Source organism: Delftia sp. DLF01 (genome assembly GCF_014852125.1).
Lineage (GTDB): Bacteria > Pseudomonadota > Gammaproteobacteria > Burkholderiales > Burkholderiaceae_C > Comamonas > Comamonas acidovorans.
On the sequence record NZ_JACVAZ010000001.1, the window covers coordinates 748,990 to 762,640 of the forward strand.

14 protein-coding genes are annotated in these 13,651 nt (G+C 63.3%); 8 read left to right on the forward strand and 6 right to left on the reverse strand.

Going from position 1 to position 13,651, the window contains the following annotated elements; all coding sequences use genetic code 11:
* Positions 1-60: 60 nt before the first annotated feature.
* Positions 61-399, forward strand: coding sequence for a P-II family nitrogen regulator (locus IB269_RS03315; RefSeq protein ID WP_012206673.1), 339 nt, complete (start codon positions 61-63; stop codon positions 397-399).
* 101 nt (positions 400-500) lie between these two features.
* Here IB269_RS03315 and IB269_RS03320 read toward each other — a convergent pair whose 3' ends face one another.
* The 6 genes from IB269_RS03320 to IB269_RS03345 are packed head-to-tail and all read right to left on the reverse strand — an operon-like array spanning position 501 to position 4,019.
* The gene (locus IB269_RS03320; protein WP_012206672.1) at positions 501-1,094 is read right to left on the reverse strand and encodes a TIGR00730 family Rossman fold protein; all 594 of its coding nucleotides are present in this window, start codon (positions 1,092-1,094) and stop codon (positions 501-503) included.
* Positions 1,091-1,504, reverse strand: coding sequence for a diacylglycerol kinase (locus IB269_RS03325; RefSeq protein ID WP_043819740.1), 414 nt, complete (start codon positions 1,502-1,504; stop codon positions 1,091-1,093). Before IB269_RS03325 ends, IB269_RS03320 begins: the two co-directional genes overlap by 4 nt.
* Positions 1,505-1,544: 40 nt before the next feature.
* A complete protein-coding gene (locus tag IB269_RS03330; protein ID WP_034396055.1) occupies positions 1,545-2,090 on the reverse strand; it encodes an RDD family protein in 546 nt (181 codons plus the stop codon).
* Between the two features lie 29 nt (positions 2,091-2,119).
* Positions 2,120-2,971 carry a DUF3106 domain-containing protein gene (locus tag IB269_RS03335; RefSeq protein ID WP_013801503.1) on the reverse strand — a complete coding sequence of 284 codons (852 nt, stop codon included), beginning with the start codon at positions 2,969-2,971 and terminating at the stop codon, positions 2,120-2,122.
* Between the two features lie 20 nt (positions 2,972-2,991).
* Positions 2,992-3,450, reverse strand: a complete 459-nt coding sequence (locus IB269_RS03340; protein ID WP_192366408.1) for a DUF3619 family protein — start codon at positions 3,448-3,450, stop codon at positions 2,992-2,994.
* Positions 3,447-4,019: an RNA polymerase sigma factor gene (locus IB269_RS03345; RefSeq protein ID WP_013801505.1), complete on the reverse strand. Its 573-nt coding sequence runs from the start codon at positions 4,017-4,019 to the stop codon at positions 3,447-3,449. Before IB269_RS03345 ends, IB269_RS03340 begins: the two co-directional genes overlap by 4 nt.
* Before the next feature lie 277 nt (positions 4,020-4,296).
* On the opposite strand from IB269_RS03345, the gene IB269_RS03350 reads away from it, so the two are divergent.
* The 7 genes from IB269_RS03350 to IB269_RS03380 all read left to right on the forward strand — a co-directional run bounded on the left by IB269_RS03350 (position 4,297) and on the right by IB269_RS03380 (position 13,630).
* The gene (locus tag IB269_RS03350; protein ID WP_043819761.1) at positions 4,297-6,078 is read left to right on the forward strand and encodes an acetolactate synthase 3 catalytic subunit; all 1,782 of its coding nucleotides are present in this window, start codon (positions 4,297-4,299) and stop codon (positions 6,076-6,078) included.
* A 154-nt stretch (positions 6,079-6,232) separates the two neighbouring features.
* Entirely contained in the window at positions 6,233-6,724 is a 492-nt protein-coding gene (gene ilvN / locus IB269_RS03355) for an acetolactate synthase small subunit (RefSeq protein WP_012206665.1), read from the forward strand.
* 72 nt (positions 6,725-6,796) lie between these two features.
* Positions 6,797-7,813, forward strand: a complete 1,017-nt coding sequence (gene ilvC / locus IB269_RS03360) for a ketol-acid reductoisomerase (protein ID WP_012206664.1) — start codon at positions 6,797-6,799, stop codon at positions 7,811-7,813.
* A 210-nt stretch (positions 7,814-8,023) separates the two neighbouring features.
* Positions 8,024-8,857 carry a CDP-diacylglycerol--serine O-phosphatidyltransferase gene (gene pssA / locus IB269_RS03365; RefSeq protein ID WP_012206663.1) on the forward strand — a complete coding sequence of 278 codons (834 nt, stop codon included), beginning with the start codon at positions 8,024-8,026 and terminating at the stop codon, positions 8,855-8,857.
* Positions 8,858-9,083: 226 nt separating this feature from the next.
* Positions 9,084-10,775 carry a 2-isopropylmalate synthase gene (gene leuA, locus IB269_RS03370; RefSeq protein WP_034396046.1) on the forward strand — a complete coding sequence of 564 codons (1,692 nt, stop codon included), beginning with the start codon at positions 9,084-9,086 and terminating at the stop codon, positions 10,773-10,775.
* A gap of 99 nt (positions 10,776-10,874) precedes the next feature.
* Positions 10,875-12,413 (forward strand): 2-isopropylmalate synthase, encoded by a 1,539-nt coding sequence (locus IB269_RS03375; protein ID WP_012206661.1) that lies wholly within the window; start codon positions 10,875-10,877, stop codon positions 12,411-12,413.
* Positions 12,414-12,532: 119 nt separating this feature from the next.
* Positions 12,533-13,630, forward strand: coding sequence for a serine hydrolase (locus IB269_RS03380; protein ID WP_013801508.1), 1,098 nt, complete (start codon positions 12,533-12,535; stop codon positions 13,628-13,630).
* The last annotated feature ends 21 nt before the right edge of the window (positions 13,631-13,651 follow it).

The window sequence follows — 13,651 nt, forward strand, 5'->3', positions numbered from 1 at the left end:
CGGCGGGGTTTCCCGGCCAGCCGTCTTGCCCCGTATTGCATGCACTGAGGAGTTCACCCCATGAAAATGATCACCGCCATCATCAAGCCGTTCAAGCTGGAAGAGGTCCGCGAGGCACTGGCCGACTGCGGCGTCAACGGCCTGACCGTCACCGAGGTCAAGGGCTTTGGCCGTCAGAAGGGCCATACGGAGCTTTACCGCGGCGCTGAGTACGTGGTGGACTTCCTGCCCAAGGTGAAGATCGAGGTCGTGGTCCGCACCGAGGACGTGGACCGCTGCGTGGATGCCATCGTCAACGTGGCGCGCACGGGCAAGATCGGTGACGGCAAGATCTTCGTCACGGCCGTGGAGCGCGTGGTGCGCATCCGTACCGGCGAGCTCGACGACGGAGCCATTTGAGTCCGAGAGCAGGGCAGGGCGCATTCGGTGCCCTGCATTCTTGATATCTCGACGCTGGCGGCCATCCTCTCAAGGGTGGCCGTTTCCGTTTCCGCTGCTGTTCAGATCACGGCGCGCAAGGGCGCAGTCTCCAGACCCGTGCCGGCGTTCTGCACCAGGGATTGCAGCAGCGTGGGGATGTCGCTGCCGCTTTCGATCAGTCCCATCTGCCACTCGCCCATGAAGCCATGGCCCACGCAGGTCTGCAGGAACTGCAGCATGCTGTCGTAGTAGCCATCCACATTGAGCAGGCCGATGGGCTTGTCGTGGTAGCGCAGCTGGCGCCAGGTCCAGACCTCGAACAATTCCTCGAAGGTGCCTATGCCGCCGGGCAGGGCGACGAAGGCATCGCTGCGCTCGGCCATCATGGCCTTGCGCTCGTGCATGGTCTGGACGATGTGCAGTTCATCGCAGGCATGGTTGGCCAGTTCCTTGTCCACCAGCGCCTGCGGAATCACGCCCACGACGCGGCCGCCGGCCTGCCGCGTGGCCTCGGCCACCTCGCCCATCAGGCCGCTGCGGCCGCCTCCATAGACCAGCTGGCCGCCGTGCTCACCGATCCAGCGGCCGGTGGCGCGGGCCGCCTCGATGAATCCGGGCTGGTCGCCGGGGCGCGAGCCGCAATACACACAAATGGAAAACGTGGGATTTGTCATGCAATGAACCGTTGATAGAGGGCGGCCAGCCAGACGCCGGCGCATAGCAGCAGCGCCAGCATCACGGCCGCGCTGCCCATGTCCTTGGCCTGCTTGGACAGAACGTGCCATTCGGGGCCTATGCGATCGACCACGGCCTCGATGCCGCTGTTGAGCAGCTCCACGATCAGCACCAGCAAGACGGTGCCCGCCAGCAGTGCGACCTCGATCCAGCTGCTTCCCAGCCAGAAGGCGGCAGGGATCAGCACGATGGCAGCCAGCGCTTCCTGGCGGAAGGCTTTTTCGTTCCATCCGGCGCGAAGGCCTGAGAGCGAATAGCCTGCTGCGTGCCAGACACGCGTCAGGCCTGTGCGGCTTTTCTGGGGATTGACAGGTGCGCTGTCGGTCGGGTCGGGAGATGCGGCGGGCATGCTTGCGAGTGTAGGAGATGCGACGCTGCCTCTGGGCCTGTCAGCGCTTTTTCCTGGGTGCCGGGGCCTGGTGGATCAACTGGGTGCCAGCCCATGCGTCATGCCAGAACTGGCGGCGCGGATGAAAGCGGCTGAGCAGCGCCCAGAGCGCCACCCACAGCACCAGCAGCATCAGCGTGGTCAGTGCAGGCACGCCGGTCGAATAGGCCGCCAGTGGCGGCAGCAGCCAGATCCAGCTGAACACATAGCGCCGCAGCGCGCGCAACTGGCTGACGGGCTGGCCCGCTGCATCCACCAGGCGGATGTGCCAGGTCTTCATGGCCAGCGTCTGGCCCTTGGACCAGAACCAGACGAAATAGATGCCCAGCACCACGAACATGAAGGCCTGCAGCGCATGGCGGTTGTCCATGGCATTGCGTGTCTGCGACAGGGTGCCGAACAGATAGCCTGCAATGAAGACCACGCCGAACAGCAGCATGCCCTCGTAGAGCCAGCAGGCCATGCGCCGCGCCAGTCGCGGGGCCATCTGTGGGGAGGCTGCGATTGCGGCTGCCGTGGTGGAGGCGGGGGATGTGGCGTTCGTCATGCGGACGGGGAGATCGGTGCGTCAGTGCGTCAATGCGAGAGGGGCGCTTCGCCGTGCGATGGCTGGGATGCAGCATCGGGGCTGTCATGCAGTTCCATGGGCGGCAAAGGCATGGGCGTGGCCGAGGGCACTTCCACCGGCGCCGTCTCCACCAGCGCCGGCGGGCGCACGGGATGGGTTTCCACGGCTGCAGGGGATGGGGCCGGGGGTACGGGGAGCGGCGGGTTGTAGATGGTGGCGGGCGGAATCTTCGGCGGATTCGGAATGGTGGCCGGAGCCACCGAGGCCGCCGGAATCCGCGCCAGCCGCTTGGGCGCAACGGGCTCTATGGCCGTGGCGGCGCCCTTGGCCTTGGGCGCGGCGCGCGCGGCCAGCAGGCGTTTTTCCTCGTCGCTGAGCGCCTGGTAGGCCTCCCACTGGGCGCGCTTGTCCGTGGCCAGGCGGTTGGTCAGGGCGAAATTCAGGCGGGCCTGGCTGCGCTGCTGGGCGCTGAGGCTGGACCAGGTCTGCATGCGATCGCGCAGCTTTTCCTGCTCTTTTTCACTGAGCTTGTCCCAGCCCTCGGCCAGCGCCATCCAGCGGCGCTTTTGCAGCGCATCCATCATGGACCAGCGCTCGGACAGGGGTTCAAGCACGCTGCTCTGCGCCGGTGTCAGCTCTGCCCAGCGCGGGCCGGAGGCCAGGTCCGTGGCGCGCTGGCGTGTGGCTGCATCACCGTGCAGGGTTTTGGATGCTGCGATCGTGGCCGGCGAGACGGTGCTGGGTGCCAGCCGTACCTGCTGCACGACGCGCCAGCCGGTCCAGGCCAGCGCCATCAACAGCACCGCCGCCAGGATGGCGGCGGCTGAGCGGTGGAACGCGGCGCGTGAATCAGTGGGCATGCAGGCAGGCAAGGCGGGGATCAGCGTTCCGTGTTGGTGGCCGAAGTCTTCAGGTACTGGATGAAGCCGGGGTCGGCGTAGGCGGCGGGCGGCAGATCATCGGTCAGCAAGGCGGTATCCACCTCGGCAACCTCGGTCAGACCTGTCTGGTCCGTCTGCACGTTGACGACCACCAGGCCAACGATCAACGCCAGCACCGGCACGGCCGAGATCAGCGCGCGCCACCAGGTGCCGCCCTCGTCGCCCGAGCCCAGTGTCAGCGTGCCGCCCTGGCCCTGGGTTGCGCTGGCGGTCTGCAGCGGTGCAGCGCGCAGTTCGCGCCGGCGAACGGAAAGGGCGCGCTCGCGCCCAGCGCGCAGCCGCTCAGTGATGTCGTATGGCAGCAACGCCTCGCCGTCACCCAGGCGCGCGGTGATCCGGCGTGCGATGCGGTCGGCCGCCATTTCGCTGTGGAGAGTGAGAGTGGGCGCAGTCTTCATAGCTCGATTCCTTTGGCCTTCAGTGCCTTGCTCAATGTCTGGATGGCGCGGAAACAATGTGTTTTTACACTTCCTTCGGAACACCCCATCGCGGCAGCGGTCTCCGCGACGTCCATCTCTTCCCAATAACGCATCAGGAAAGCTTCGCGTTGACGTGCTGGAAGCTCCTGTATCTCTTTTTCAATGCTTTGCAAAATCTGGGCCCGCTCGGTCAGATCTTCGGCGCTGCGGGCGGTTTCGCCGTTCTGGCCGGAGTCGGCATAGGTTTCGAGCCAGTCGAAGTCCGCATCGTCGCCGGCCGAGGCCTCCAGATCGCTCATGCGGGTGAAGAGGGCGTTCTGCGTTTTTTGCCTGCGAAACCAGTCCAGCGTGCTGTTGGACAGGATGCGCTGGAACAGCATGGGCAGCTCGTTGATAGGCTTGTCGCCATAGTGCTGCGCCAGTTTGAGCATGCTGTCCTGCACGATGTCCAGCGCCGCCTCCTCATCCCGGACGTGAAAAAAGCTGCGCTTGAAGGCTCGCTTTTCTACGCTTTTGAGGAAGTCGGATAGTTCTTGCTCGGTTGCCAAAAGGAACGCAGGCCCGGATGAGGGGCTCGTTGATGAGGGGCTGAACGGGTGCGGGGCCTGATTATCGCACCGCACTGTCAATTTTTTTCGCAGGATTGTGCGCAGGCTTGTTGCAGTGCGATAATGTCTGCTGCAATTCAAAAAGGCAAACGGGTCACGGTCCGGCGTTTACTCACTCGCCCATGTCTGTTGGTCCTAAGTCCCGCACCGGCCTCACAAGGGCTTCAGGCAAGGGGCACCCAAGGTTTTTCGTTAGAGAAATTCACAAAGGTTGATCATGGAAATTTCCAAAGCCGAGTACTCCAGCGCGGCAGCAGCGGCGTCGCAGTCCCATGCATCCCAGGAGCTGATGGGCTCCGAGATCCTCGTCAAGTCCCTGCAGGCCGAAGGTGTCAAGCAGCTTTGGGGCTATCCGGGCGGTGCGGTTCTGTACATCTACGACGCCCTCTACAAACAAGATTCCATTCAGCATGTGCTGGTGCGCCACGAGCAGGCGGCCGTGCATGCGGCAGACGGTTTTGCCCGTGCAACGGGTGAAGTCGGCGTGGCCCTGGTGACATCGGGTCCCGGCCTGACCAACGCCGTGACCGGCATTGCCACCGCCTATACCGATTCCATTCCCCTGGTCGTGATCAGCGGCCAGACCTCGACGGCCTACATCGGCACCGATGCGTTCCAGGAATGCGACACCGTCGGCATCACCCGCCCCATCGTCAAGCACAACTTCCTGGTGAAGGATGTGCGCGAGCTGGCGGACACGATGAAGAAGGCCTTCCACATCGCGCGCACCGGCCGTCCCGGCCCCGTGGTGGTGGACATTCCCAAGGACGTGTCCTTCAAGAAGGCGCTCTACGCCGGCTACCCCGAGAAGGTGGAGATGCGCTCCTACAACCCGGTGCGCAAGGGCCATGCCGGCCAGATCCGCAAGGCGCTGCAGTTGCTGCTGGCCGCCAAGCGACCCTACATCTACACGGGCGGCGGTGTTCTGCTGGGCAATGCCTGCAATGAGCTGCGCACGCTGGTGGACATGCTGGGCTACCCGGTCACGCATACGCTGCTGGGCCTGGGCGCCTATCCGGCCAGCGACCGCAAGTTCCTGGGCATGCTGGGCATGCACGGCACCATCGAAGCCAACAATGCCATGCAGAACTGCGACGTGCTGCTGGCGGTGGGTGCACGCTTCGATGACCGCGTGATCGGCAACCCCAAGCATTTCATGTCGGTGGAGCGCAAGATCATCCACATCGACATCGATCCCTCTTCCATCTCCAAGCGCGTGAAGGTGGACGTGCCCATCGTGGGCGACGTCAAGGAGGTGCTGACCGAGCTGATCTCCATGATCCGCGAGGCAAGTGCCCGTCCCGACGCAGCGGCCCTGGGCCAATGGTGGGAGACCATCGAAGGCTGGCGCAGCCGCGACTGCCTGCAGTACAGCCGTGGCGATGGCTCGGTCATCAAGCCGCAGTACGTGGTGGAGACGCTGTGGAACATGACCCGCGACGCCGATGCCTACATCACGTCCGACGTGGGCCAGCACCAGATGTGGGCTGCGCAGTACTACCGCTTCGACGAGCCGCGCCGCTGGATCAACTCCGGCGGCCTGGGCACCATGGGCGTGGGCCTGCCCTACGCCATGGGCATCAAGCTGGCCAAGCCTGAATCCGAGGTGTTCTGCATCACGGGTGAAGGCTCCATCCAGATGAACATCCAGGAGCTGGCTACCTGCCTGCAGTACAACACGCCGGTCAAGGTGGTGTCGCTGAACAACCGCTACCTGGGCATGGTGCGCCAGTGGCAGGAGATCGAGTACTCGGGCCGCTACAGCAGCAGCTACATGGACTCGCTGCCCAACTTCGTGAAGCTGGCCGAGGCCTATGGCCACGTGGGCATGCTGATCGAGCGCCCCGAGGACGTGGAGCCCGCCCTGCGCGAGGCACGCAAGCTCAAGGACCGCACGGTGTTCATGGACTTCCGTACCGATCCCACCGAGAATGTGTTCCCCATGGTGCAGGCCGGCCGTGGGATCACCGAGATGCTGCTGGGGGCTGACGACCTCTGAGCATGGTCCCTTGCGGGATCTGCCCGGGTTCATTCCTGCCGCATCCGTTCTAGTGAGCCGTCCTCGAGGCGGCCCCTTTGACGAATCTATTGCCTGCCAAGCTCGACGTTTACCGGCGCCGGGGGAGGGCAGCGAAAAGAGGAATCTTTCTTTCATGAAACACATCATTGCCGTGCTGCTCGAAAACGAGCCGGGAGCCTTGTCGCGCGTGGTGGGCCTGTTCTCGGCCCGCGGCTACAACATCGAATCGCTGACCGTGGCCCCCACGGAAGACGCATCGCTGTCGCGCATGACCATTCAGACGAATGGCTCCGAAGACGTGATCGAGCAGATCACCAAACACCTGAATCGCCTGATCGAAGTCGTCAAGGTCGTGGACCTGACCGAAGGCTCCTATACCGAGCGCGAGCTCATGATGGTCAAGGTCCGCGCCGTGGGCAAGGAACGCGAGGAGATGAAGCGCATGGCGGACATCTTCCGCGGCCGCATCATCGACGTGACCGAAAAGAGCTACACGGTCGAGCTGACCGGCGACCAATCCAAGAACGACGCCTTCCTGCAGGCGCTGGACCGCACGGCCATTCTGGAAACCGTGCGCACCGGCTCCTGCGGCATCGGCCGCGGCGAACGCATCCTGCGCGTTTGATGCGCTGCAACGCACCTGAAACCTGTCCCCTTCCCCTTTTCAACCCCTACACACACGAAGCCTGGAGCCAACATGAAAGTTTTCTACGACAAGGACTGTGACCTGAGCCTGATCAAGGGCAAGACCGTTGCCATCATCGGCTACGGTAGCCAGGGCCACGCACACGCGCAAAACCTGAACGAAAGCGGCGTGAAGGTCGTGGTCGGCCTGCGCAAGGGCGGCGCTTCCTGGGACAAGGTCGCCAAGGCTGGCCTGACCGTCGCGGAAGTCGATGACGCCGTGAAATCCGCCGACCTGGTCATGATCCTGCTGCCGGATGAGAACATCCCCGAGGTCTACAACAACAACGTGGCCCCCAACATCAAGCAAGGCGCCACGCTGGCCTTTGCCCACGGCTTCAACATCCACTACAACCAGGTCGTGCCCCGCGCCGATCTGGACGTGATCATGGTCGCCCCCAAGGGTCCTGGCCACACCGTGCGTTCCGAGTACCTGAAGGGCGGCGGCGTGCCTTCGCTGATCGCTGTGTACCAGGACAAGTCCGGCAAGGCCCGTGACCTGGCCCTGTCCTATGCTATGGCCAACGGCGGCGGCAAGGGCGGCATCATCGAGACCAACTTCAAGGAAGAAACCGAGACCGACCTGTTCGGCGAGCAAGCCGTTCTGTGCGGCGGCGCGGTGGAACTGGTGAAGATGGGCTTCGAGACCCTGACCGAAGCCGGCTACGCTCCCGAAATGGCCTACTTCGAGTGCCTGCATGAGCTCAAGCTCATCGTGGACCTGATGTACGAAGGCGGCATCGCCAACATGAACTACTCCATCTCGAACAACGCCGAGTACGGTGAGTACGTGACGGGTACCGAAGTCATCAACGACAAGTCGCGCGAAGCCATGCGCGCTGCCCTCAAGCGCATCCAGACCGGCGAATACGCCAAGATGTTCATTCAGGAAGGCCGCACCAACTACCCGAGCATGACGGCCCGCCGCCGCATGAACGCCGACCACGCCATCGAGAAGGTCGGTGGCCAACTGCGCGCCATGATGCCCTGGATCTCCAAGAACAAGCTGGTTGACCAGAGCCGCAACTGAGATTGCTGCATTCCATCTTGCCTGGGTCGCGCAAGCGGCCTACGCAAGGTGCAGGACAAGGCCACCCCGACGGGTGGCCTTTTTCGTGCAGGGGAGGGGTGCGGCGCGCAGGTACACTGACCCTTTCGGGGCGGCGCGGTCCGCTCCCTTAGAATACTATCGTTTTAATAGCTGCCCGCGCCCGTAGGCGCTGTGCTGGAGGCTGGATTGATGCAAAACCACAATGAGTCCAACGAGATTGAGGGCGTGGTGGTGCGCAAGCGCCGCAAGGGTATCTACATCCTGCCCAACCTGTTCACGCTGGCTGCGCTGTTCGGTGGCTTCTACGCCATCGTGATGGCCATGAACGGCCGCTTCGAACTGGCGGCCGCAGGTGTGTTCTGCGCCATGGTGCTCGACAGTCTTGACGGCCGCGTGGCACGCATGACCAATACGCAAAGCGCCTTTGGCGAACAGATGGACTCGCTGTCGGACATGGTGTCCTTCGGCGCCGCTCCCGCCTTGATCGCCTATGAGTGGGCGCTCAAGGGCATTGGTCGCTGGGGCTGGATTGCCGCCTTTGTCTATTGCGCCTGCGCTGCACTGCGGCTGGCGCGTTTCAACGTGAATACCGGCACGGTGGACAAGCGCTGGTTCCAGGGCCTGCCTTCGCCTGCGGCGGCGGCGCTGGTCACGGGCTTCATCTGGCTGCTGGACGAGGCGGGCCTGCTGCGCGGGCAGGATGCATGGCTGAGCTGGACGCAGATCACCTGGATCATGTTCTTCCTGACGCTGTACGCGGGCCTGACCATGGTTACCAATGTGCCGTTCTACAGCTTCAAGGACGTGCACTTCAAAAAGAGCGTGCCGTTTGCCGCCATCGTGCTGATTGCGCTGGGCATTGCCATCATCAACATCCACCCGCCCATCGTTCTGTTCGGCGTGTTCCTGCTCTACGGTTTCTCGGGCTATGGCGTCTACGCCTGGCGCAAGGCCAAGGGTCAGCGCACCAGTGTCATCAGTACCTCGACCGACGAGCCCGAGGAGCGCGGCCTGCACAAGTGATGCGGCGCAGCATCTTCACAGCCTTTGTGAACCTGTGCTAAAGTCGTCCGAATGCAATACCTGTCGCTAGCTCTACTACTGATGTCCAACGGGCAGAGACAGTAGCGCGCGCGTACATACCTACTTTCACGGCCCGTTTGCACCAGCGACGGGCCGTTTTGCATTTGTGGGGTCGCTGGAGCAGGTGGGTCTTGTTTTTACCTAGACGATAGAAAGCACTTCAGCCATGTTGCAAAATCCTTCGACCAAGTACCGTCCGTTCGCTTTCGCTCCCGTGCGTCTGCAAAATCGCAGCTGGCCCGACGCGACGATTACCAAGGCTCCGATCTGGTGCAGCGTGGATCTGCGCGATGGCAACCAAGCGTTGATCGAGCCCATGGACATCGATCGCAAGATGCGCATGTTCGAGCAACTGGTGAAGATCGGCTTCAAGGAGATCGAGGTCGGTTTTCCCTCCGCTTCGCAGGTGGAGTTCGACTTCATGCGCAAGCTCATCGAGGAAAACCGCATTCCCGATGACGTGACCATCCAGGTGCTGACCCAGGCGCGCGAGCACCTCATCCGCCGTACCTTCGAAGCGCTCGAAGGCGTGCCCCGTGCCATCGTCCATCTGTACAACGCCACCGCGCCCGTGATGCGCCGCGTGGTGTTGAACATGAGTGAAGACGAGATCGTCGAGCTGGCCACCACCAATGCCCGCATGTTCAACGAGATCGCTGCCGGCTACCCCCAGACGCAATGGACCTTCCAGTATTCGCCCGAGATGTATTCGGACACCGAACTGGAGTTTTCCAAGCGCGTCATCGATGCCGTCACCGATGTATGGCAGCCCACGCCCGAGCGCAAGTGCATCATCAACCTGCCCACCACGGTGGAGCATTCCACGCCCAATCTGTTTGCCGACATGGTGGAGTGGACGCACCGCCACATCCAGCGCCGTGATTCCATCGTGCTGTCCGTCCATCCCCACAACGATCGCGGCACCGGCACGGCCACGGCCGAGCTCGCGCTGATGGCCGGTGCCGACCGCCTCGAAGGCTGCCTGTTCGGCAACGGCGAGCGCACGGGCAACCTCGACGTGGTCAACGTGGCGCTGAACATGTACATCCAGGGCGTGTCGCCCGGGCTGGATTTCTCCGATATCGACGGCATCCGCAGCACGGTCGAGCATTGCAACCAGTTGCCCGTGCACCCGCGCCATCCCTACGTGGGCGACCTGGTCTACACCTCGTTCTCTGGCTCGCACCAGGATGCGATCAAGAAGGCCTTCGCCGACCGCAAGGAAGGCGACGTCTGGGACATGCCCTATCTGCCCATCGATCCCAAGGACCTGGGTCGCAGCTATGAGGCCGTGATCCGCGTCAACAGCCAGTCGGGCAAGGGCGGCATCGCCTATCTGCTTGAAAGCGAATATGGCCTCCAGTTGCCGCGCCGCCTGCAGATCGAGTTCAGCCAGGTCGTGCAGCGCGAGATGGATGCCAGCGGCAAGGAATTGGCTGCCGCCGACCTGTGGAATCTGTTCCAGCGCGAATACGGCCTGCAATCCGTGCAGGCGCCGCACTACCGGCTGAGCGAGAACGATGGTGTGGTCAGCCTGTCGGCCGACCTGGCCGTCGAGGGCGGCAAGCGCACGGTCGAGGCCGAGGGCACGGGCCCGATCGACGCCTTTGTGCAGGCGCTGAGCGAGCACAGCGGCCGCGCAGTACGCGTTCTGGACTATGCCGAGCACGCCATTGGCGAAGGTGCCAACGCCAAGGCCATCGCCTATGTGGAACTGCGCGTGGACGAGTCCCACGTGTGCTACGGCGTCGGGGTCGATGCGAATATCGTCTCTGCCTCGTTCCGGGCCATCATGTCGGGCTTGCAGCGTGTTCCCTCCGCCGAGAATGCGGTGGAGCAGGAGGCGGTCGCCGCCTGAATTTCGTTCCCGAGCCGGTGCAGCCACAAGCGCACCGGCTTTTTTCATCGCCTGCCCGTGGGCAGGGGCTTCGCATCCACAAGAAAGACGAGACTCCCCATGACCGACCAATTGATCATTTTCGACACCACCTTGCGTGACGGCGAGCAGTCGCCCGGTGCCTCCATGACCCGCGACGAGAAGCTGCGCATCGCGCGCCAGCTCGAACGGCTGAAGGTCGATGTGATCGAGGCCGGTTTTGCGGCGAGCTCCAACGGTGACTTCGAGTCGGTGCAGGCCATTGCGCGCGCCATCAAGGACTCCACCATCTGTTCGCTGGCGCGGGCCAATGATCGTGACATCGCCCGTGCGGCCGAAGCCCTCAAGGACGCCAACCGCGCGCGCATCCACACCTTCATTGCGACCAGCGCGCTGCACATGGAGAAAAAGCTGCGCATGACGCCCGAGCAGGTGCTGGAGCAGGCGCGCCAATCCGTGCGCTTTGCGCGCAACCTGATTGCCGACATTGAGTTCAGCCCGGAGGACGGCTACCGCAGCGACCCGGATTTCCTGTGCCGCGTCATCGAGACCGTGATCGCCGAGGGCGCAACCACGATCAACGTGCCCGACACCGTGGGCTATGCTATTCCCGAGCTCTACGGCGCCTTCATCAAGAACCTGCGCGAGCGCGTGCCCAACAGCGACAAGGCGGTCTGGAGCGTGCACTGCCACAACGACCTGGGCATGGCCGTGGCCAACTCGCTGGCCGGCGTCAAGCTCGGCGGCGCCCGCCAGATCGAATGCACCATCAATGGCCTGGGTGAGCGTGCCGGCAACTGCTCGCTGGAAGAGGTGGTGATGGCCATCAAGACGCGCAAGGACTACTTTGGCCTGGACGTCAACATCGACGCCCTGCACATCGTGGCCGCCAGCCGCATGGTCAGCCAGACCACCGGCTTCGTGGTGCAGCCCAACAAGGCCGTGGTGGGGGCCAACGCCTTCGCCCACGCCTCCGGTATTCACCAGGACGGCGTGCTCAAGGCGCGCGACACCTACGAGATCATGCGCGCCGAGGACGTGGGCTGGAGCGCCAACAAGATCGTGCTGGGCAAGCTCAGCGGCCGCAACGCCTTCAAGCAGCGCCTGCACGAGCTGGGCGTGGAGCTGGACAGCGAAGCCGCGATCAATACCGCCTTCGCCGCCTTCAAGGAGCTGGCCGACCGCAAGAGCGAGATCTTCGACGAGGACATCCTGGCCCTGGTGACCGAGCAGGACGCGCATCAGCAGGCCGACCCCTTCCAGTTCATCTCGCTGGCTCAGCAAAGCGAGACAGGTGAGCGCCCACACGCGTCAGTGGTGTTCAGCCGCGACGGCCGAGAGATCAAGGCCCAGTCCGACGGCAATGGCCCGGTCGATGCCTCGTTCAAGGCCATCGAGTCCGAGGTGAAAAGCGGTGCCGAGATGCTGCTGTACTCGGTCAACGCCATCAGCGGCTCCACCGAAAGCCAGGGCGAAGTGACCGTTCGCCTGCAGCGCAGCGGGCGCGTGGTCAACGGCGTGGGCGCCGACCCTGACATCGTCGTGGCTTCTGCCAAGGCCTATCTGAGCGCGTTGAACAAATTACACAGCAATGCAGAGATCGTGGCTGCGCAGGGGTAAGCACTCGCCTTATAATTTCACTTAAATTATCGAAAAGTCGCACAAGTTATTGTCACAGTGCGACTTTTTCGATTAATGTAAGGTCTAGTCACAAATTCTTGCTGCTTGGAGCATTTCTCATGCCCACCCTACGCCGTGCCCGCCTCGGTCGATTTGCTCAGGTCATGTCCTTTCTGGCCCTGAGTTGTGCTCTTGCTGCTCCGGGCGCATATGCCGCGCCCGCCAAGAAAGTTGCCAAGAAACAGGTGGCCGTGGCCCCTGTCAAGAAGAAGGCGGTGAAGGAGCGCGCCACGGCCGCTCCCCAGGGCAAGCGCGTTGCCAAGAGCGCGCGCCAGCCCAGCCGCGTCGCTGCACGCAGCGTGGCCAGCCCCATTCGCGCCGTTGCCTACGAGCCACGCCTGTCCTTCGGCCAGATGGCCGGTCTGCATGCGGTGGCCGATCCTCTGGATCTCAAGAGCAGCGTGGCCCTGGTCCTGGACCAGGACACCCATGAGGTGCTGCTGAGCAAGAACGACCATGCCGTCTTGCCCATCGCCTCGTTGACCAAGCTGATGACCGGCCTGCTGATTTCCCAGGCCCATCTGCCGATGGATGAAACCATCACCATCACGCAGGACGACGTGGATACCGAAAAGGGCAGCAGCTCGCGCCTGGCCGTCGGCACCACGCTCACGCGCGGTGAAATGCTGCACCTGGCCCTGATGTCCAGTGAAAACCGCGCTGCCCATGCCCTGGGCCGCACTTTCCCTGGTGGCCTTGATGCCTTTGTCCAGCAGATGAATGCCAAGGCCCGTCTGCTGGGCATGACCGATACCCGCTACGTGGAGCCCACCGGGCTGTCCAGCCGCAACCAGTCCAGTGCCCGTGATCTGGCCGTGCTCGTCAATGTGGCGCACAGCGATCCGCTGGTGCGCGAGTACACCACCTCGCCCGGCTATGAGGTGGCCGTGGGTCGCCGCACGCTGCAGTACAACAACACCAACCGCCTGGTGATGAGCCCCACCTGGGACATCGGTCTGCAAAAGACCGGCTACATCTCCGAGGCAGGCCGCTGCCTGGTCATGCAGGCGCAGGTGGCTGGCCGCAAGATCATCATGGTCTTCCTGGATTCGGCCGGAAAGTTCAGCCGCCTCGGCGATGCCGAGCGCGTGCGCCACTGGGTGGAGTCCATGGGACAGGTGGCTGGCGATCCCATGATCCACAAGGTCAAGGGCTGAGTTTTCTTTCCCCTCACGACA

What these genes read in the sequence shown, in the direction of transcription:
- IB269_RS03320 (WP_012206672.1), bottom strand. Translation starts at nt 1,094, where the DNA reads ATGACAAATCCCACGTTTTCCATTTGTGTGTATTGCGGCTCGCGCCCC.
- IB269_RS03335 (WP_013801503.1), bottom strand. Translation starts at nt 2,971, where the DNA reads ATGCCCACTGATTCACGCGCCGCGTTCCACCGCTCAGCCGCCGCCATC.
- ilvC (WP_012206664.1), top strand. Translation starts at nt 6,797, where the DNA reads ATGAAAGTTTTCTACGACAAGGACTGTGACCTGAGCCTGATCAAGGGC.
- IB269_RS03315 (WP_012206673.1), top strand. Translation starts at nt 61, where the DNA reads ATGAAAATGATCACCGCCATCATCAAGCCGTTCAAGCTGGAAGAGGTC.
- IB269_RS03380 (WP_013801508.1), top strand. Translation starts at nt 12,533, where the DNA reads ATGCCCACCCTACGCCGTGCCCGCCTCGGTCGATTTGCTCAGGTCATG.
- IB269_RS03325 (WP_043819740.1), bottom strand. Translation starts at nt 1,504, where the DNA reads ATGCCCGCCGCATCTCCCGACCCGACCGACAGCGCACCTGTCAATCCC.
- IB269_RS03340 (WP_192366408.1), bottom strand. Translation starts at nt 3,450, where the DNA reads ATGAAGACTGCGCCCACTCTCACTCTCCACAGCGAAATGGCGGCCGAC.
- IB269_RS03330 (WP_034396055.1), bottom strand. Translation starts at nt 2,090, where the DNA reads ATGACGAACGCCACATCCCCCGCCTCCACCACGGCAGCCGCAATCGCA.
- IB269_RS03375 (WP_012206661.1), top strand. Translation starts at nt 10,875, where the DNA reads ATGACCGACCAATTGATCATTTTCGACACCACCTTGCGTGACGGCGAG.
- IB269_RS03350 (WP_043819761.1), top strand. Translation starts at nt 4,297, where the DNA reads ATGGAAATTTCCAAAGCCGAGTACTCCAGCGCGGCAGCAGCGGCGTCG.
- ilvN (WP_012206665.1), top strand. Translation starts at nt 6,233, where the DNA reads ATGAAACACATCATTGCCGTGCTGCTCGAAAACGAGCCGGGAGCCTTG.
- leuA (WP_034396046.1), top strand. Translation starts at nt 9,084, where the DNA reads ATGTTGCAAAATCCTTCGACCAAGTACCGTCCGTTCGCTTTCGCTCCC.
- pssA (WP_012206663.1), top strand. Translation starts at nt 8,024, where the DNA reads ATGCAAAACCACAATGAGTCCAACGAGATTGAGGGCGTGGTGGTGCGC.